The sequence below is a fragment of the Microbacterium sp. B19(2022) genome (assembly GCF_012030385.1).
Classification (GTDB): Bacteria; Actinomycetota; Actinomycetes; order Actinomycetales; family Microbacteriaceae; genus Microbacterium; species Microbacterium oxydans_B.
Genome location: NZ_JAAUVO010000002.1, coordinates 20,234 through 37,394 on the forward strand (window position 1 = coordinate 20,234; position 17,161 = coordinate 37,394).

General features: G+C 70.7%; 15 protein-coding genes. 7 read left to right on the forward strand and 8 right to left on the reverse strand.

The annotated features are described in order from the left end of the window. The 3 genes from HCX50_RS01840 to HCX50_RS01850 are packed head-to-tail and all read left to right on the forward strand — an operon-like array spanning window position 1 to window position 3,987. On the forward strand, window positions 1–837 hold the full coding sequence (locus HCX50_RS01840) for an ABC transporter ATP-binding protein (RefSeq protein WP_167632802.1): 837 nt from the start codon (window positions 1–3) through the stop codon (window positions 835–837). A 31-nt stretch (window positions 838–868) separates the two neighbouring features. After that, on the forward strand, window positions 869–1,900 hold the full coding sequence (locus HCX50_RS01845) for an ABC transporter substrate-binding protein (RefSeq protein WP_167632803.1): 1,032 nt from the start codon (window positions 869–871) through the stop codon (window positions 1,898–1,900). Continuing rightward, entirely contained in the window at window positions 1,897–3,987 is a 2,091-nt protein-coding gene (locus HCX50_RS01850; protein ID WP_167632804.1) for a Fe(3+)-hydroxamate ABC transporter permease FhuB, read from the forward strand. The genes HCX50_RS01845 and HCX50_RS01850 overlap by 4 nt, the downstream gene beginning before the upstream one ends. Window positions 3,988–4,058: 71 nt before the next feature. Here the strand turns inward: HCX50_RS01850 and HCX50_RS01855 are convergent, their stop codons facing one another. Then, window positions 4,059–4,901, reverse strand: coding sequence for an alpha/beta fold hydrolase (locus tag HCX50_RS01855; RefSeq protein WP_167632805.1), 843 nt, complete (start codon window positions 4,899–4,901; stop codon window positions 4,059–4,061). 96 nt (window positions 4,902–4,997) lie between these two features. Between HCX50_RS01855 and HCX50_RS01860 the strand changes: the two genes are divergently transcribed. Then, window positions 4,998–5,564 (forward strand): TetR/AcrR family transcriptional regulator, encoded by a 567-nt coding sequence (locus tag HCX50_RS01860; RefSeq protein WP_091032757.1) that lies wholly within the window; start codon window positions 4,998–5,000, stop codon window positions 5,562–5,564. Between the two features lie 85 nt (window positions 5,565–5,649). Beyond that, the gene (locus tag HCX50_RS01865) at window positions 5,650–6,453 is read left to right on the forward strand and encodes a tryptophan-rich sensory protein (RefSeq protein WP_167632806.1); all 804 of its coding nucleotides are present in this window, start codon (window positions 5,650–5,652) and stop codon (window positions 6,451–6,453) included. Here the strand turns inward: HCX50_RS01865 and HCX50_RS01870 are convergent. From HCX50_RS01870 to HCX50_RS01895, 6 genes are read right to left on the reverse strand one after another with little or no spacing between them, the layout of a single operon-like run. After that, window positions 6,435–7,106, reverse strand: a complete 672-nt coding sequence (locus HCX50_RS01870; protein WP_091032752.1) for a response regulator — start codon at window positions 7,104–7,106, stop codon at window positions 6,435–6,437. The genes HCX50_RS01865 and HCX50_RS01870 overlap by 19 nt on opposite strands. Beyond that, complete coding sequence (locus HCX50_RS01875; protein ID WP_167632807.1) at window positions 7,103–9,664, reverse strand: ATP-binding protein; 2,562 nt, start codon at window positions 9,662–9,664, stop codon at window positions 7,103–7,105. The genes HCX50_RS01870 and HCX50_RS01875 overlap by 4 nt, the downstream gene beginning before the upstream one ends. Further along, a complete protein-coding gene (kdpC, locus tag HCX50_RS01880; protein WP_167632808.1) occupies window positions 9,661–10,263 on the reverse strand; it encodes a potassium-transporting ATPase subunit KdpC in 603 nt (200 codons plus the stop codon). The genes HCX50_RS01875 and kdpC overlap by 4 nt, the downstream gene beginning before the upstream one ends. Before the next feature lie 25 nt (window positions 10,264–10,288). Continuing rightward, window positions 10,289–12,442, reverse strand: a complete 2,154-nt coding sequence (kdpB, locus tag HCX50_RS01885) for a potassium-transporting ATPase subunit KdpB (protein ID WP_167632809.1) — start codon at window positions 12,440–12,442, stop codon at window positions 10,289–10,291. 2 nt (window positions 12,443–12,444) lie between these two features. Further along, window positions 12,445–14,124 carry a potassium-transporting ATPase subunit KdpA gene (gene kdpA / locus HCX50_RS01890; protein ID WP_167632810.1) on the reverse strand — a complete coding sequence of 560 codons (1,680 nt, stop codon included), beginning with the start codon at window positions 14,122–14,124 and terminating at the stop codon, window positions 12,445–12,447. Continuing rightward, window positions 14,124–14,213 carry a potassium-transporting ATPase subunit F gene (locus HCX50_RS01895; protein WP_091032739.1) on the reverse strand — a complete coding sequence of 30 codons (90 nt, stop codon included), beginning with the start codon at window positions 14,211–14,213 and terminating at the stop codon, window positions 14,124–14,126. Before HCX50_RS01895 ends, kdpA begins: the two co-directional genes overlap by 1 nt. 206 nt (window positions 14,214–14,419) lie before the next feature. On the opposite strand from HCX50_RS01895, the gene HCX50_RS01900 reads away from it, so the two are divergent. Next, window positions 14,420–15,583, forward strand: coding sequence for an SLC13 family permease (locus HCX50_RS01900; protein WP_167632961.1), 1,164 nt, complete (start codon window positions 14,420–14,422; stop codon window positions 15,581–15,583). A 31-nt stretch (window positions 15,584–15,614) separates the two neighbouring features. Here the strand turns inward: HCX50_RS01900 and HCX50_RS01905 are convergent, their stop codons facing one another. Continuing rightward, window positions 15,615–16,559, reverse strand: coding sequence for an alpha/beta fold hydrolase (locus tag HCX50_RS01905; RefSeq protein WP_167632811.1), 945 nt, complete (start codon window positions 16,557–16,559; stop codon window positions 15,615–15,617). A gap of 149 nt (window positions 16,560–16,708) precedes the next feature. Between HCX50_RS01905 and HCX50_RS01910 the strand changes: the two genes are divergently transcribed. After that, window positions 16,709–17,158, forward strand: a complete 450-nt coding sequence (locus HCX50_RS01910) for a hypothetical protein (protein ID WP_167632812.1) — start codon at window positions 16,709–16,711, stop codon at window positions 17,156–17,158. Window positions 17,159–17,161: the final 3 nt, after the last annotated feature.

Sequence of the window (17,161 nt, forward strand, 5' to 3'; positions counted from 1 at the left end):
ATGACGACGACAGCGCCCCACGCCCTGCAGGGCGAATCCCTCGTGCTCGGATACGGCCGAGCCCGGGTGGTGCACGACGTCTCGCTGCGCCTCGCGCCCGGACGGGTCACCGCCCTCATCGGACCGAACGGCAGCGGCAAGTCGACCGTCCTGCGCGCCCTCGCCCGCCTGCACCGCATCGAGGCGGGGAGGGTCCGCATCGGCGGCGACGAGACGCGTGACGCGGCCGCCCTCTCGGCGAAGGAGTTCGCCAAGGCCGTCGCGATGCTCTCGCAGTCGCGGCCGCATCCGTCCGGGATCGAGGTCTCCGACGTCGTGGCGTACGGCCGCCATCCGCACCGGGGCCGTTTCTCTGGCGTCAGTGACGCCGACCGCGCCGCCGTCGCGCGGGCGCTCGAACTGACCGGACTCCGCACGATGGCCGCCCGCCCCGTCGACCAGCTCTCGGGCGGCGAACTGCAGCGCGTGTGGCTGGCGACCGCGCTGGCGCAGGAGACGGGCGTGCTGCTCCTCGACGAGCCGACCAACCACCTCGACCTGCGCTACCAGGTGGAGACGCTCGACCTGGTGCGCGAGCTCGCCGACGACCACGGCACCGCCCTCGGCGTCGTGCTGCACGACCTCGACCACGCGGCATCCGTCGCCGACGACGTGGTGCTGCTGCACGCCGGTCGAGTGCACGCGGCGGGCACCCCCGCCGAGGTGCTCACGGGCGAGAACCTCTCGCACGTGTACGGCCTGCGGATCGACACCGAGATCGACGAGGAGACCGGCCTCGTGCGTGTGCTCCCGCGCGGTCGTCACCACGGTCGGCACCGCGCCCGCGCAGCATCCTGAACCCCCTCACACCTCCCGGAGGAAGAACCGAATGAAGAAGAAGCCCCTCGCCCTGATCGCCCTCGGCGGCGCGCTCGTGATGGCCCTGGCCGGCTGCGGCACCACCCGGGCCCCCGCCGCCTCCGACTCCGATGCCTCGGCCTCGACGAGCGCGGGCTGCGGCGACGACACCACCGCGACCTCGACGGGTGCCGTGTCGGTCACGGACGACCTCGGCCGCACGGTCGAACTCGACAAGCCCGCCGAGCGTATCGCGGTGCTGGAGTGGCAGCAGATCGAGGATGCGCTGTCGCTGTGCGTCACCCCGGTCGCGGTCGCCGACGCCGAGGGGTACAGCACGTGGGTCACCGCGGAAGAGCTCCCGGAGGGTGTGACCGATGTGGGCACCCGCCAGGAGCCGAACCTCGAGACGCTGTTCGGCACCGAGCCCGACCTGGTGATCGTCGAGGTCAGCGCCGCGGACGACCCCATCGTCTCCCAGCTCGAGGCCTACGACGTGCCCGTGCTCGCGACCATCGGTGCGGATGCCGCCGACCCCATCGCGAAGATGCTCGGCACGCTCGACCTGATCGCCCAGGTGACCGGCCGCGAGGAGCGCGCCGAGGTCGTCGCCGACGAGTTCCAGGCGCACCTCGACTCGGCATCGGCCGAACTCGCGGATCTCGACCTGCCCACGAAGGAGTTCGTGTTCTTCGACGGCTGGGTCGACGGCGGCAACGTCGCGCTGCGCCCGTTCGGTCAGGGCTCACTGGTCGGTGAGATCGGCGAGAAGCTCGGTCTCGAGAACGCCTGGACCGGCGAGGTCGACCCCACCTACGGCCTCGGCCAGACCGATGTCGAGGGCATGACGACGGTCGGCGACGCCAGCCTGTTCTACACCGGCACCGAAGACCCCGAGTCGGAGAGCTTCATCGACGCGCTGCAGGACAACCCCGCCTGGACCTCGCTGCCCGCCGTGGCCGATGACCGCCTGACCGCGTTCCCCGCCGGGATCTGGACGTTCGGCGGACCGCGCTCCACCCAGCAGATCATCGACGGCTACGTCGAGGTGCTCTCGAAGTGACGGAAGCCCTTCGCCTCGACGACGCGGCGGCCACGACGGAACCGGCGCGCCCGGCTCCCGGCGTCGCGCCCGACGGGGCGGAGGGACGCCGGCCGGGCGCTCTGCTGACGGGCATCGGGGTGCTCGTCGCCCTCGCGGTCGTGCTCGTCGCCGTCGCCTGCTGGCATCTCACCCAGGGCACGAGCGGCGCCGTGTTCGCCGATACCGAGGTGCTGTGGGGGTCTCGGGTTCCACGCCTCGCCGCGGGCATCGCCGTGGGGGTGGCGCTCGGCGTGGCCGGCATCCTCCTCCAGTCGCTCGCCCGCAACGCTCTGGCCTCGCCGGACACGCTGGGCGTGACCGCGGGAGCCTACCTCGCAGTCACGGCCCTCGCGGCGTTCGGCATCGCGGTGCCGGTGTGGGCCTCGGGGGCTGTCGCGTTCGCCGGCGGCCTCATCGCCGCGGGGATCGTGCTCGGCCTCGCCGGTGGCGCGGGGTCGTCGACCACGCGGCTGATCCTCGCGGGCACGGCGCTGGCCCTCGCGTTCCAGGCCGGCACCTCGACCCTGCTCATCCTCTTCGACGAGGAGACCAAGGGTCTGTTGGCGTGGGGAAGCGGCAGCCTGTCGCAGCTGGGGCTGACCGCGTTCCTGCAGGCGGCACCGGTCGTGGTCGTGGTGACGGCGGCGGCCCTGCTGCTCGCGCGGCGGTTCGACATCCTGGCGCTCGGCGACGACACGGCATCCTCCCTGGGTGTGCCGATCCGCTCGACGCGGGCCATCGGCATCCTGCTCGCCGTCACGCTCACCGCGGTGTCGGTGACGCTCGCGGGGCCGATGGGCTTCGTCGGGCTGTGCGCGCCTGTGCTCGCCCGCCTGCTGACGCGGGTGGTGCCGAGTCTGAACCGCCACCTGCTCCTGATCCCGGCGGCAGGTCTTCTCGGCGCGATCGTCGTGATCCTCTCGGATGCTCTGCTGCGGGCGATCATCGGGGCCGAGGCGGCGATCCTCATCCCGACCGGTGTCGCGACCACGCTCCTCGGAGCGATCGTGCTCGTGCTCATGGCGCGGCGCCTGCGCGATGCCGGGCCGACGCGAGAGCCTCCGCGGGTGCGGTTCGGCGTGCGCAGCCGACTCCGCTTCCGCATCACCATGGCGATCGTCGTGCTGGGGGTGATCGGGGTACTGGTCCTCGGCCTGCTCGCCGGGCACACCTGGCTGCTCACCGGCGACATCGCGCTGTGGCTGCAGGGTGAGGCTCCGCCCGCGATCGCCTTCGCGCTGGACGAGAGGGCGCCGCGCATCGTGGCCGCGGTCGTCGCCGGTGGGGCGCTCGCGCTGTCCGGCGCCATCATCCAGGGGGTCAGTCGGAACCCGCTCGCCGACCCGAGCATCCTCGGCGTCACGGGCGGCGGCGGCCTCGGCGCGGTGCTCGTGATCACGAGTGCCGTCTCCTCCACCGCGGGCATGATCGCGGGTGCCATCGCCGGTGCGCTGTTGGCCTTCGCCCTCGTGTACCTGCTGTCGTGGCGCGGCGGCTTAAACGCCGACAGGTTCCTGTTGATCGGCATCGGCGTCTCGTACTTCACTGTGTCGCTCACGACCTTCTTCCTGCTGAGGTCGAACCCCTGGGACACCCCGAAGATCTACACCTGGCTGTCGGGCACCACGTACGGCCGGGTGTGGGAGCAGGTGCTGCCGCTGGCGATCGTGCTGGCCATCGCGCTGCCGTTCGTGGTGATGAGCCGTCGCGAGCTCGACGTGCTGTCCCTCGACGAGGACACCCCGCGCCTCGTCGGCATCCGCCTCGAGCCCGTGCGCCTGACGCTGCTGGTCGTGGCGGCGGTGCTCGCTGCCCTCAGCGTGACGGCGATCGGCGTGATCGGCTTCGTCGGACTCGTCGCCCCGCATGCGGCACGGGCCCTCGTCGGCGCCAGGCACGCCAGGGTGATTCCGGTCGCGGTGCTGCTGGGCGGTCTGCTCGTCGGAGTCGCGGACACCATCGGGCGTACGGTCATCGCGCCCGCGCAGCTGCCGGCCGGACTCGTGGTCGCGCTGATCGGAGCCCCGTACTTCGTCTGGCTGCTCTGGCGATCGCGCGACGCCTGAGGGCGGCCCGGGACGCCGCAGCGACGAGCCCGGCATCCGTGTGGATGCCGGGCTCGTCGGCGCGAACGGGGTTACTTGGCGAGGAAGTCCTTCAGCGCGGCGTTGACCTCGTCGGCGTGGGTCCAGAGCAGGCCGTGCGGGGCGCCCTCGACCTCGACGTAGTCGGCATCCGGCACCGCCTGGTGGAAGCGGCGCGCGGTCGCGTCGATCGGGAGGATGTTGTCCTTCGTGCCGTGCAGGATCAGGGTGGGCTTGGCCGCGGCACGGACAGCCTCGACGTCGCCACGGAAGTCCTCGATCCAGGCCGAGACGACCGCGTAGGCGGCGACGGGTGCGCTGCCGATCGCGACGTTCCAGCTGCCGGTCACGGCCTGCTCGCTGATGCGCGAGCCGAGGTTCTCGTCGAGGTTGTAGAAGTTCTTGTAGAAGTCGGTGAACCACGCGAACCGGTCGCCCTTCGCCGCGGCCTCGATGCCGTCGAAGACCTCCTGCGGCACGCCCTCGGGGTTGTCGTCGCGCTGCACCAGGAAGGGCTCGAGCGAGGCGAGGAAGGCGAGCTTCGCGACGCGGTCGTGGCCGTACTTCGCCACGTAGCGGGCGAGCTCTCCGGTGCCCATCGAGAAGCCGACGAGCACGACGTCGCGCAGGTCGAGGGTCTCGAGCACGGTGTTCAGGTCGGCGGCGAACGTGTCGTAGTCGTAGCCGGCGTTGACCTTGGAGGAGCCACCGAAGCCGCGGCGGTCGTAGGTGATGACGCGGTAGCCCTGGGCGAGGAGCTCGCGGGTCTGACGCTCCCAGCTGTGGCCGTCGAGCGGGTAGCCGTGGATCAGGACGACGGGCTGACCGGAACCCTGGTCTTCGTAGTAGAGCTCGATCGGGGTGCTGTTCTCGTTTCCGACGGTGATGTAACCCATGATCCTGGTCCTTTCGGTTGCGGTGAGAACGACCGTTCTCTCTCGATATGAACAATCTAGAGAACGTTCGTTCTCATGTCAAGTAAACTTCTGGGTATGACCGAAGACGACGCCAGCGAACGCATCCTCGCCGCTGCCGAGGAGCTCTACTACCGCAAGGGATTCGCGGCGGTGGGCATGGACGAGCTGCGGTCGGCGGCCGGCGTGTCGCTGCGCCGCCTCTACTCCCTCTTTCCCGCGAAGACCGACATTGTCACCGCCGTCCTCGCCCGCAGGCACGCCCAGTGGGAGTCGGGGCTGTCGACGGCGGTGACGGATGCCGGCGACGACCCGCGCGCCCGCCTCCTCGCGGTCTACGGGTACCTTGAGAACTGGTTCTGCGCCGACGACTTCCGCGGCTGCGCGTTCATCAACGCGTTCGGCGAGCTCGGCGGGACGAACCCCGAGGTCGCCGAGATCGTGCGCACGCACAAGGCGTCGTTCCAGGAGTACATGGCGGGCCTGGTCGCCGACACGGGCGCGCCCGCGGCGCTCGCCGCACAGCTGTCGATCCTCGCCGAGGGGGCACAGAGTACGGCGGCGATCTCGAAAGACCCCTCCGTGGCCGTGCAGGCGCGCGGTGCGGCCGAGGTCCTGATCGACGCGGCCTTCACCCGGGCCTGAGGTTTTTCCTAACCTGGTTAGCGAAAACCTCGGCGGGTGTCAACCCCGATGCGCACCGGCCGTCTCACGCCGTATGGTCGCGACCATGGACTCACGAACGAAGGGCATCGGCCGGCAGAGCCTGATCATCGCGGCGGCATCGTTCATGCTGATCGCGGCCGCCGTGGGCGCAGGAGCCTTCGGCGGAGCATCCGTCGACGACCTGCAGGACGGCGCGCTCTCGGCGCAGGGGTCATACCTCGCGCCCGCCGGCCCCGCCTTCTCGATCTGGTCCCTGATCTACATCGGGCTCATCGCGTACACGGTGTGGCAGGCGCTTCCCGCACAGCGGCAGGATGCTCGCCAGCAGGCCGTGGGCGGATGGATCGCTGCGTCGATGGTGCTGAACGGGCTGTGGCTCGTGACTGCACGGTATCTGACGCTCTGGCTCACGGTCGTGGTGATCGCGCTGCTGCTGGCCGTGCTCGCCCGGGTGATCGTGGTGCTGGGGCGCTTCCCGGCACGCAACCTCGCCGACCGCATCCTCACCGACGGGGCGAACGGTCTGCACTTCGGCTGGGTGACGATCGCGACGGTCGCGAACACCGCGGCCTGGCTGACCCAGATCGCGCCCGAGAGCTGGGCACAGGCGGCGGATGCCTGGGCGATCGCCGTGCTGGTCGTCGTCCTGGTGATCGGTGCCGCTGCCGCGTGGGCGACAGGTCGCATCGCCCCCGCTCTCGCGACGGCCTGGGGTCTGGCCTGGCTCGCGGTCGGCCGTCTCACCGGGGAGCCCGAGAGCACCCCCACCGCGATCACCGCGGTCATCGTGGCCGTGCTGCTCGTCGTCGTCGGCATCGTGGCGGTGGTGCGACGCCGTGCACGCGCAGCTCAGAGCACGAGCCGGTAGCCCATCCCCGCCTCGGTGAGCAGATGCACCGGCGCGGCCGGCTCCTGCTCGAGCTTCTTGCGCAGCTGCGACATGTACAGCCGCAGGTAGCCCGAGTCGGAGACCTGCTCGCTGCCCCAGATCTCCTTCAGCAGATCCTGCCGGGTGACCAGGGCTCCCGGATGCCGCGACAGGTGCTCGAGCATCCGCCACTCGGTCGGCGTCAGGTGCACGCGGGTGCCGGCGCGGGTGACCGTCTTCGTCGCGAGGTCGACCACGACGTCGCCGAACACCACCGTCGACTCCCCGTTCGCCGGCATCGACCGGCGGGAGAGCGCCCGCAGCCGGGCGAGCAGTTCGTCGATCTGGAAGGGCTTCGTCACGAAGTCGTCGGCGCCGGCATCCAGCGCCTCGACCTTGTCGGCAGACCCGGTGCGGCCGGAGACCACGATGATCGGCACGTTCGTCCATCCGCGCAGCGCCTGGATGACCTCGATGCCGTCGAGCCGGGGCATGCCCAGGTCGAGCATGATGAGGTCGGGGTGCGTCTGCGCGGCGGCGGCGACCGCGGCGGCACCGTCGGCCGCCACGACGACCTCGTATCCGTGGGCGGCGAGAGTGATCCGCAGCGCCCGCACCATCTGCGGGTCGTCGTCGGCGATGAGGAGCTTCACTCCGTCTCCTCCGTGTCGTGATGCCCTGCGCCGAGCGGCAGGGAGATGACCATGGTGAGGCCCCCGCCGGGGGTGTCCTCGGGTGTCAGGGTACCGCCCATGCCCTCGGCGAACCCGCGCGACAGGGCGAGCCCGAGCCCGAGGCCCGTGGTGTTGTCGGTGTCGCCGAAGCGCTGGAACGGCTGGAAGATGCGGTCCCGCCGCTCGGGCGAGACGCCGTCGCCGCGGTCGATCACCCGGATCTCGGCGCGATCGCCGAGGGTGCTGGTCGAGACGATCACGCGGCTGCCCTCGGGCGCGTGGCGGTGCGCGTTGGCGAGCACGTTCACCAGCACCCGTTGCAGCAGCACCGGGTCGGCGAACACCGGCGGCAGGTCGGGGTCGAGGGCGAGCTCGACGTCGGCCGGGCCCAGCCCGAGTTCGTCGATGGCGGCGAGCACCGTGCCGGCGGCATCCATCCGCGACGAGGAGACCGCGAGCACCCCGGCCTGCACGCGACTCACGTCGAGCAGGTCGGTGACCAGGGTCGACAGGGTGGCGAGGCTCTCGTCGGCGGTGGCGAGCAGCTCCGCACGGTCGGATGCCGAGAGCTCGTGCGCACCACGGAGCCCGCCGATCGCCGCGACGGCCGAGGCCAGCGGGCGCCGCAGATCATGGCTCACGGCCGACAGCAGCGCGCTGCGCACCTGGTCGGTCTCGGCCAGGGCCTCGGCCTCGCTGGCGGTCGCCCGCAGGTCGGTGTGCTCGAGCGCGGCCGACAGCTGTGCGACGATCGCGTCGAGCAGCCGACGCTCGGGCCCGGCCAGCGGTTCGCCGTTCAGTTCGAGCACCGCGCGCGGGCCGCCGCCGGGGCGTGAGCCGACCGGGATGTTCGTGGCGCGTCCGTCGGCGACCGGCTCCCCGTCGCTCGCGAGCACGTCGCCGTCGGGGGAGAGCACACGCACGCCGCTGAGCCCGAACGCCTCCCGGGTGCGGCTGGCGAGGGCCAGCACCGCGTTGTCGCCCCGCAGCACATTGCCGGCGACAGCGGCGAGCAGCTCGGCTTCGGCGGTGGCGCGCTGCGCGGTGCGGGCGCGTCGGGCCGCCTGGTCGACGATGATGCTCACCAGGATCGCGATGAGCACGTACAGGGCGAGGGCGAGCACGTGCAGCGGATGCGCGATCGTGATGGTGAACAGCGGCGCGACGAAGAGGAAGTCCAGTGTGACGCCGGACAGCACCGCGGCGAACACGGCAGGACGGATGCCGCCGATGAGGGCGACCACGACCACGAGCAGCTGATACGCGAGCACCTCGGCCGTGATCGACTCGGGGCTGCGGAAGGTGAACATCAGCCACGACAGCAGGGGTCCGAACACGAGGGCCACCGCGAAGCCCAGCAGCTGCCGCCGCCAGCCGAGTGCCCCGCCGGTCATCCGTGGCAGGGCGAGTCGCCCGCCCGCGGCGGCGTGGGTGACGATGTGCACGTCGATGTCGCCCGAGCGACGGATCACCTCCGATCCGATGCCGGGACCGGTGAGCGCGGCGGCGAGTCGACTGCGACGGCTGACCCCGATGACGAGCTGCGTGGCATCCACTCCCTGTGCGAACTCGACCAGGGTGGCGGGGATGTCGTCGCCGACCACCTGGTGGTAGCTGCCGCCGAGAGACTCCACGAGGGTGCGCTGCGCGGCGAGGGCGCCCGGGGTCTCGTTGCGCAGTCCGTCCTGGGCCGAGATGTGCACGGCCAGCAGCTCTCCACCGGCCGAGCGGGCGGCGATCCGCGCACCGCGACGCAGCAGGGTCTCGCCTTCGGGGCCGCCGGTCAGCGCCACGACCACACGCTCTCGCGCCTGCCAGGTGCCCTCGATCCCCTGCTCGGCGCGGTAGGTGCGCAGGGCGCTGTCGACCTCGTCGGCGAGCCAGAGCAGGGCGAGCTCGCGCAGTGCGGTGAGGTTGCCGAGGCGGAAGTAGTTCGACAGGGCGGCATCGATCCGTTCGGCCGGGTACACCAGCCCCGCGGAGAGTCGATCCCGCAGCGACTGGGGCGCCAAGTCGACGACCTCGATCTCGTCCGCGGCCCGCACCACGGCATCCGGGATCGTCTCCTGCTGCGCGATGCCGGTGATCTTCTCGACCACGGCGTTGAGCGACTCGATGTGCTGCACGTTGACGGTGGTGACGACGTCGATGCCGGCGGCCAGCAGGTCGTCCACGTCTTGCCAGCGCTTCGGATGCCGCGAGCCGGGGGTGTTCGTGTGTGCGAGCTCGTCGACCAGGGCGATCTCGGGAGCCCGGGCGAGCACGGCGTCGAGGTCGAGTTCGGTCAGGGCGACGCCGCGGTGGTCTTCGACGCGGCGGGGCACCTCCGGCAGCCCGACCGTCTGCGCGAGGGTGGCCGCGCGCTCATGGGTCTCGACGATCGCGATGACGACGTCGTGTCCCTCTTCGCGCAGGCGCCGCCCCTCGGCGAGCATCTCGAACGTCTTGCCCACGCCGGGAGCGGCGCCCAGCAGCACCCGGAGGCGGCCGCGACGGGGGTGCTCCGGTGCCGGGCGATGCGTCCGATCTGCGCTCATTCGCCCTCCTGGTCGTCCAGCGCGAGGTTGAGCTCGGCGACGTTGATGCGCTCCTCGCCGAGGAATCCCAGATCCCGCCCTTGAATCCTAGACTCCACGAGGTCCTCGACCTGCTGTTCCGGGAGCCCGCGCGCCTCGGCCACGCGCGGCACCTGCAACAGGGCGTAGGCGACGCTGATGTGGGGGTCGAGGCCCGATCCGGAAGCCGTGACCGCGTCGGCCGGCACCTCGGACACCTTCACACCCTCGCGCTCCGCGATCGCGGCCTGGCGGTCGGCGATGGACGCGACCAGGTCGGGGTTCTCCGGGCCGAGGTTGCTGCCGCTGGAGCCTGCGCCGTCGTAGCCGTCGCCGGCCGCGGAGGGGCGGGACTGGAAGTACTCCGGCAGGGCCTCGCCGTCGGCGTTCGTGAACGGCTGGCCGATCAGTGAGCTGCCTCTGTCGTCGGGGAGGGGTGAGCCGTTCGCCTGCCAGGGGAGGGCGAGCTGCCCGATGCCCGTGACCAGGAGCGTGTAGCCGACACCGAGCACGAGGGTGAGGACGAGCATCGCGCGGATGGCGACCCCGGTGGTGCGGGCCGCGGTGCGTGTGGAGGACATGTCTGGATTCCTTTTCCGAGCCGGGTCAGAAGCCCGGGATGAGGCTGACGACGAGGTCGATGATCTTGATGCCGATGAACGGGGCGATCACACCGCCGAGTCCGTAGATGAGCAGGTTGCGCTGCAGGATCTGCGAGGCGCTCGCCGGGCGGTACTTCACGCCGCGCAGGGCGAGCGGGATGAGGAACACGATCACGATCGCGTTGAAGATGATCGCGCTGGTCACGGCGGACGCCGGCGAGTGCAGCTGCATGACGTTGAGCGCCGCGAGTCCGGGGAACACCCCCATGAACATCGCCGGGATGATCGCGAAGTACTTCGCCACGTCGTTCGCGAGCGAGAACGTGGTGAGAGCGCCCCGGGTGATGAGCAGCTGCTTGCCGATGCGCACGATGTCGATCAGCTTGGTCGGGTCGGAGTCGAGGTCGACCATGTTGCCGGCCTCCTTCGCGGCCGAGGTGCCGGTGTTCATGGCGACGCCGACGTCGGCCTGCGCGAGCGCGGGGGCGTCGTTCGTGCCGTCGCCGGTCATCGCGACCAGGCGTCCGCCCTCCTGCTCGCGGCGGATGAGGGCTAGTTTGTCCTCGGGCGTCGCCTCGGCGAGGAAGTCGTCGACCCCGGCCTCCGCAGCGATCGCCTTCGCGGTCAGCGGGTTGTCGCCCGTGATCATCACCGTGCGGATGCCCATGCTGCGCAGCTCGTCGAACCGCTCGCGCAGACCGTCCTTGACGATGTCTTTGAGGTGCACGACCCCGAGGACGCGGCCTTCCGCGCCGGGGGTCGTCACCGCCACCACGAGCGGGGTCCCACCGCTTTCGGCGACGGTGTCGGTGCGGGTGGTGAGCTCCGCATCCTCGGCGTCGAGCCCGAGCCACGCCCGCACCGCGGAACCTGCGCCCTTGCGGATCTGCGTGCCGTCGGCGAGGTCGAGTCCCGACATGCGGGTCTGCGCCGTGAACGGCACGACCACGGCATCCTCCGGAGCGATGACGCGGATGCCGCGGGCGGCGGCGAGCTCGACGATCGAGGCGCCCTCCGGGGTGGGGTCTGCGAGCGACGACAGTGCCGCGACCCGCAGCAGCTCGTCCGCATCGATGCCCGGGAGAGGCAGGACCTCGTGCGCACGGCGGTTGCCGTAGGTGATGGTGCCGGTCTTGTCGAGCAGCAGCGTGGTGACGTCGCCCGCGGCCTCCACGGCGCGCCCCGACATGGCCAGCACGTTGCGCTGCACGAGTCGGTCCATCCCGGCGATGCCGATGGCCGAGAGCAGTGCGCCGATGGTGGTCGGGATCAGGCAGACGAGCAGGGCGATGAGCACCGGAATGCTGACGGGCGACGCGGCGTACGAGGCGATCGGGTTGAGGGCGAGCACCACGACCACGAAGATGATCGACAGGCTGGCGAGCAGGATGTTCAGCGCGATCTCGTTCGGGGTGCGCTGGCGGCTGGCGCCTTCGACGAGGGCGATCATCCGGTCGACGAACGTCTCACCGGGCTTCGAGGTGATGCGCACCACGATCCGGTCGGACAGCACGCGCGTGCCGCCGGTGACGGCGCTGCGGTCGCCGCCCGACTCGCGGATCACCGGGGCGCTCTCGCCCGTGATGGCCGACTCGTCGACGGTCGCGATGCCCGCGATGATGTCGCCGTCGCCGGGGATCAGCTCGCCGGCTGCCACGATCACGACGTCATCGCGCTGCAGTTCGGCGGACGAGACCTCGAGGGTCTCGGCGCGCTCGGCGACAGCATCCGAAGCCGCGTCGTATCCGACCACCCGGCGGGCCATCGTGCTGGTGCGGGTCTTGCGCAGGCTCGCGGCCTGCGCCTTGCCGCGGCCTTCGGCGACCGACTCGGCGACGTTCGCGAACAGCACCGTCAGCCAGAGCCACACCGCGATGCCCCAGGTGAACGGCGCGGGGACAGGAGTACCACCCGAGTCGGCCGGACCGCCGAGGAACGGCTCGGCGATCGCCAGCACGGTCGCGAACGCGGCACCGACCCAGACCAGCAGCATCACGGGGTTGCGGACGAGGGCTGCGGGGTTCAGCTTGCGCAGGGCGCCGGGCAGGGCCGCGACGAGCTGCGACCAGCCGAAGGAGCGCGTCGGCTGCGCGGGGGCGGATGCCGCAGCATCCTGCTGTTCGGACGGGGATTCAGAAGGCGTGGTGATGAGGGTCATGGTCAGACGAGTCCTTCGGCGAGGGGTCCCAGTGCGAGCACGGGGAAGTAGGTGAGGGCGGTCACGACGACCGTCACGGTGAGGAGGAGGCCGACGAACTGCGGCCGGTGGGTGGGCAGCGTGCCCGAGGTGGCGGGCACCCGCTCCTGGGCCGCGAACGATCCGGCGAGAGCCAACACGAGCACGATGGGGAGGAAGCGTCCGAGCAGCATCGCGACGCCGAGAGCGGTGTTGAACCACGGGGTGTTGGCGGTGAGTCCGGCGAAGGCCGAGCCGTTGTTGTTCGCGGCCGAGGTGAACGCGTAGAGCACTTCGCTCATGCCGTGTACGCCCGGGTTCAGGATGCTGGTGGCCTCCACGTCTTCCCGGATGCCGGGGATCGCGAAGCTCAGGGCCGTACCGCCGAGGACCAGTGCCGGGACGACGAGGATGTAGAGGCTCGCGAGCTTGATCTCCCGCGGACCGATGCGCTTGCCGAGGTACTCGGGGGTGCGTCCGACGAGCAGTCCGCCGACGAACACGGCGATGATCGCGAGCACGAGCATGCCGTAGAGGCCCGAGCCGACGCCGCCGGGGGCGACCTCGCCGAGCATCATGTTCAGCATCGGCATCATGCCGCCGAGTGCCGTGTACGAGTCGTGCATCGAGTTGACCGCACCGGTCGAGGTGAGCGTGCTGGCGCTGCCGAACAGCGTGGAGCCGAGGATGCCGAAGCGCACCTCCTTGCCCTCCATCGCCGCTCCGGCGAGCTCGGGTGCGCTGCCGCGGCCGGCCAGCTCGAGCGCCGAGAGGGCGAACGTCGAGATCAGGAAGATCGTGCCCATGACCGCGGCGATCGCGTAGCCCTGTCGGTGGTCGCCGACCATACGGCCGAACGTGCGAGGGAGGGAGAACGGGATGACGAGGATCAGCAGCACCTCCAGCAGGTTCGTGAACCCGGTCGGGTTCTCGAACGGATGCGCGGAGTTGGCGTTGAAGAAGCCGCCGCCGTTGGTGCCGAGGAGCTTGATCGCCTCCTGCGAGGCGACCGGTCCGCCCGGGATGGTCTGGGTGCCGCCCGACACGGTGGTGACGTCGGTGAAGCCCGCGAAGTTCTGGATCACGCCGCCCGCGAGGAGGGCCACCGCACCGATCAGGGCGATCGGGAGGAGGATGCGGCCGAGACCGCGGATCAGGTCGACCCAGAAGTTGCCGATGGTCGCCGAGCCCCGGCGCGCGAGGCCGCGGATCAGCGCGATCGCGATGGCGAGTCCGACCGCCGCCGAGACGAAGTTCTGCACCGTGAGGCCGGCGAGCTGCACGGTGTAGCCCATGGTCTGCTCGGGCGAGTACGACTGCCAGTTGGTGTTCGCGACGAAGGATGCCGCGGTGTTGAATGCGAGTCCTTCGGGCACGGCGGGCAGCCCCAGAGACTGCGGCAGGAACGCCTGCAGCCGCTGCAGCCCGTAGACGAGCAGCAGCCCGACGACCGAGAACGCGAGCACGCTGCGGGCGTAGGCGCGCCAGGTCTGCTCGGAGGAGGAGTCGACGCCGATCAGCCGGTAGACGCCGCGCTCGACGCGCAGGTCCTTCGCCGAGGAGTACACCCGGGCGATGTAGTCGCCGAGCGGGCGGTAGAGCAGCACGAGCACGACCACGACGGCCGTGAGCTGCAGGATGCCGAACCAGATCGCCGCGCCCATCAGAATCGCTCCGGGGCGACGAGCGCGACCACGAGGTAGACGACGGCCGCGACGGCGACGACGGCCGCGATGATCTCGAAGACGATCATGCGCGGTCCACCGCCTTGGCGACCAGGGAGACGAGGGCGAACAGCGCGAGAGTCAGCGCGATGTAGATGATGTCGAGCACGGATCCGATACAACTCCCGTGCGCGGGCGGATCCGTCGATCCTCACGGTTCCCCTACACCCCCGCCGAGGATGCATACGGGTTGCTCACGGTTCGGCCCTATGCTCACGAGGTGGGGATCAGGAAGCTGCGGATCGGGGCCGGGACGTGGGTCGTCGGCGCACTCGTCGTGGTCGCCCTCGTCTGCGTGCTCACCGGGTTCCTGCCGCGCTCCGATGCCGGGGCGCTCGGCGAGCGGACCGCCCCCGTTCTGGGTTTCGTCGTCGCGATCACGATCGTCGCCGAGCTCGCCCGTGACGCGGCCGTGTTCGACGTCGTCTCGCAGCAACTCGCCCGCTGGGGTCGAGGACGGGTGCTCGCGCTGTGGGCGCTGGTCGTGGCGCTCGCCGTGGTGAGCACGGTGTTCCTGTCTCTCGACACGACCGCCGTGATCGTCACTCCGGTGGTGGTCGTCCTGGCGCAGAGCATCGGCGTCTCACCCCTTCCGTTCGCGCTGGCGACCGTGTGGCTCGCGAACACGGCATCGCTCGCGCTCCCGGTCTCGAACCTCACGAATCTGCTCGCCGCCCCGGCCATCGGCGACGGGCCGGGGGCGTTCTTCGCGCTGAGCTGGGCGCCCACGCTCGTCGGCATCCTCGTGCCCGTCGCGATCCTCACCATCATGCATCGGCGCACGGTCTTCGGCGCGTATGAGACGCCGGTGCCACGGCGTCCCGCCGATCCGGCTCTGTTCTGGAGCGCCACCGGCGTCCTTCTCGTCCTGATGCCGTTGCTCGCTCTCACCCACGATGTCTGGATCCCGGCCGCGGCCGCTGCCCTCGCGCTGATCAGCCTGTTCGCGGTGCGGCGACGGCGGGCGCTGCGCCTCTCGCTCGTCCCGTGGCAGGCGCTCGCTCTCGCGGCGTCGCTGTTCGTGCTGGTCGAGTCTGCGCACGCGCAGGGGCTCTTCGGCTTCCTCACCTCGCCGACGGCGACCGGCGACGCTCCCGGTGACCTGTTCCGACTGGCCGCGCTCGGGGCCGTGAGCGCCAACGCGATCAACAACCTCCCGGCATATCTCGTGCTCGAACCCGCGGCCGGTGACCCCGTCGCGCTGATGGCGCTGCTGATCGGCGTGAACATCGGCCCGCTCATCACTCCGTGGGCCTCGCTCGCGACCCTGCTCTGGCACAACCGGATCGTCGCGCTGGGGGTGACGATCCGGTGGAGCCGCTTCCTGCTGTGGGGAGTGGTGGCCGCTGTGCCGACGGTGCTCGCCGCCGTGCTCGTGCTGTGGCTCGTCTCGGGCTAGCCACGCGACCGGGGGAGCGGGTGCCTGTCGGTCAGGCGGTCGCGAGCGAATCCAGGAACACGCGGGTCTGTGCCGCCAGCTCGGGCGACTCCGTGTGGTGGAGGTAGTGGCCGCCGTCGATCCCGACGACCTCGCCACGGTCGACACTCGCGGCCTGCGCCTCGTGCAGCTCCCGCCAGCCGGAGACCTCGGCATCCTCGTCGACGATGAACAGCAGCACGGGAAGGTCACTGGGGAAGGTCGTGCCGCTGACGGCGGCGAAGTTCGAGGAGGCACGATCCATCTCGTCGAGCAGCGTCGGTGCGGCCGCGTTCCGGGCGCTGAGCACCCGCATCCGGTCCTTCGTCTCGTCGTCGTACGGCAGGCCCTCGTAAGGATCGGGAGCGATCGCGCTCAGCACCCGCGTGACTCCGAGCCCGGAGAGCGTGGCGATGGTCGACGTGGGGATGGGATCGTCCCACCCCGGCTGGTCGGGCACGCTGCTGTCGATGCCGATGAACGCCGTGACCTCGTCGGAGTAGGCGGCGGTGTAGGTGAGGGCGTAGATGCCGGAGATCGAGTGCCCCATCAGCGCATACCGGTCGATGCCCAGCTCCTGCAGCGCCTCGTGCACCTCGCGGGCGATGTTTTCGCCGGTGCGTGGGACATCGGTCTGGTCGCTGAGCCCGGTGCCGAAGGGCTCTACCGCGACCACCCGGTAGTCGTCCTGCAGCTCGGCGATCAGCGGTTCGAAGTCGAGCGCGGGCGCGGCCGTGCCGAGTCCGGGCAGCAGCACGATGGTCTCGTCACCCTCCCCGGCCACGACGACGTTCATGGACTTGCCGTCGACCGTCACCGGCTCGCCGTACGGCGTGAATGCGGTTGTCTCGACCTGCATCGCGATCACGTTGCCGATCGCTGTGGAGGCGATGGCGAGCACGGGCACCGCCACGATGACTCCGAGGGTGGTGAGGACGACTTTCCAGGGCTTGCGCATGAGGCTCTTTCTCGATCAGCGGATCGGGTTCCGCGTCTGTACCCAGTCCATCCGACCGCCGGATTCCGCGGAAGTGTCGCCCCGTCACGACCTGGGGTGACTAGCGTCACGGCAGCTCGAGGTCGGCGCGGCCTGGCAGGATGTCGAGCATGAGTGTGATCTACGACTACTTCTCCGCCGCATCCGACGAAGAGGCCGTGAGGGTCCTCGACGTGGAGGGCGGGCCGACCGCGACGGACTCCGGTTTCGACGCCGGCACGCTCGGCGGTATCGATCCCGTCGTGCAGCTCGGCACGCTCGAGGCGCTGCTCACGGGCACCCCGTACGACGACGTGACCGAAGACCCCCGCGCCGGCCACAACCTCGCGATGAGCGAAGACTACGACCGGATCGTCATCACGGTGACGGATGCTTTGGCATCGGCGCTCGCCGCAGCCGACGACGCGCGCCTGGCCGAGGTAGCCGAGCCGTGGTCGCAGACCGAGGAGCTCGAGGGTGCAGATCCGGCGCAGTTGGCCGCGTTCGCGCGCGACCTCGCCGCTCTCGCGCGTCGCGCCGCCGCATCCGGCCACCGCGTGTACTGCTGGGCCTGCATCTAGAGA

What these genes read in the sequence shown, in the direction of transcription:
- kdpC (WP_167632808.1), bottom strand. Translation starts at nt 10,263, where the DNA reads ATGTCCTCCACACGCACCGCGGCCCGCACCACCGGGGTCGCCATCCGC.
- HCX50_RS01905 (WP_167632811.1), bottom strand. Translation starts at nt 16,559, where the DNA reads ATGCGCAAGCCCTGGAAAGTCGTCCTCACCACCCTCGGAGTCATCGTG.
- kdpB (WP_167632809.1), bottom strand. Translation starts at nt 12,442, where the DNA reads ATGACCCTCATCACCACGCCTTCTGAATCCCCGTCCGAACAGCAGGAT.
- HCX50_RS01840 (WP_167632802.1), top strand. Translation starts at nt 1, where the DNA reads ATGACGACGACAGCGCCCCACGCCCTGCAGGGCGAATCCCTCGTGCTC.
- HCX50_RS01865 (WP_167632806.1), top strand. Translation starts at nt 5,650, where the DNA reads ATGGACTCACGAACGAAGGGCATCGGCCGGCAGAGCCTGATCATCGCG.
- HCX50_RS01855 (WP_167632805.1), bottom strand. Translation starts at nt 4,901, where the DNA reads ATGGGTTACATCACCGTCGGAAACGAGAACAGCACCCCGATCGAGCTC.
- HCX50_RS01875 (WP_167632807.1), bottom strand. Translation starts at nt 9,664, where the DNA reads ATGAGCGCAGATCGGACGCATCGCCCGGCACCGGAGCACCCCCGTCGC.
- HCX50_RS01895 (WP_091032739.1), bottom strand. Translation starts at nt 14,213, where the DNA reads ATGATCGTCTTCGAGATCATCGCGGCCGTCGTCGCCGTCGCGGCCGTC.
- HCX50_RS01910 (WP_167632812.1), top strand. Translation starts at nt 16,709, where the DNA reads ATGAGTGTGATCTACGACTACTTCTCCGCCGCATCCGACGAAGAGGCC.
- HCX50_RS01845 (WP_167632803.1), top strand. Translation starts at nt 869, where the DNA reads ATGAAGAAGAAGCCCCTCGCCCTGATCGCCCTCGGCGGCGCGCTCGTG.
- HCX50_RS01860 (WP_091032757.1), top strand. Translation starts at nt 4,998, where the DNA reads ATGACCGAAGACGACGCCAGCGAACGCATCCTCGCCGCTGCCGAGGAG.
- kdpA (WP_167632810.1), bottom strand. Translation starts at nt 14,124, where the DNA reads ATGGGCGCGGCGATCTGGTTCGGCATCCTGCAGCTCACGGCCGTCGTG.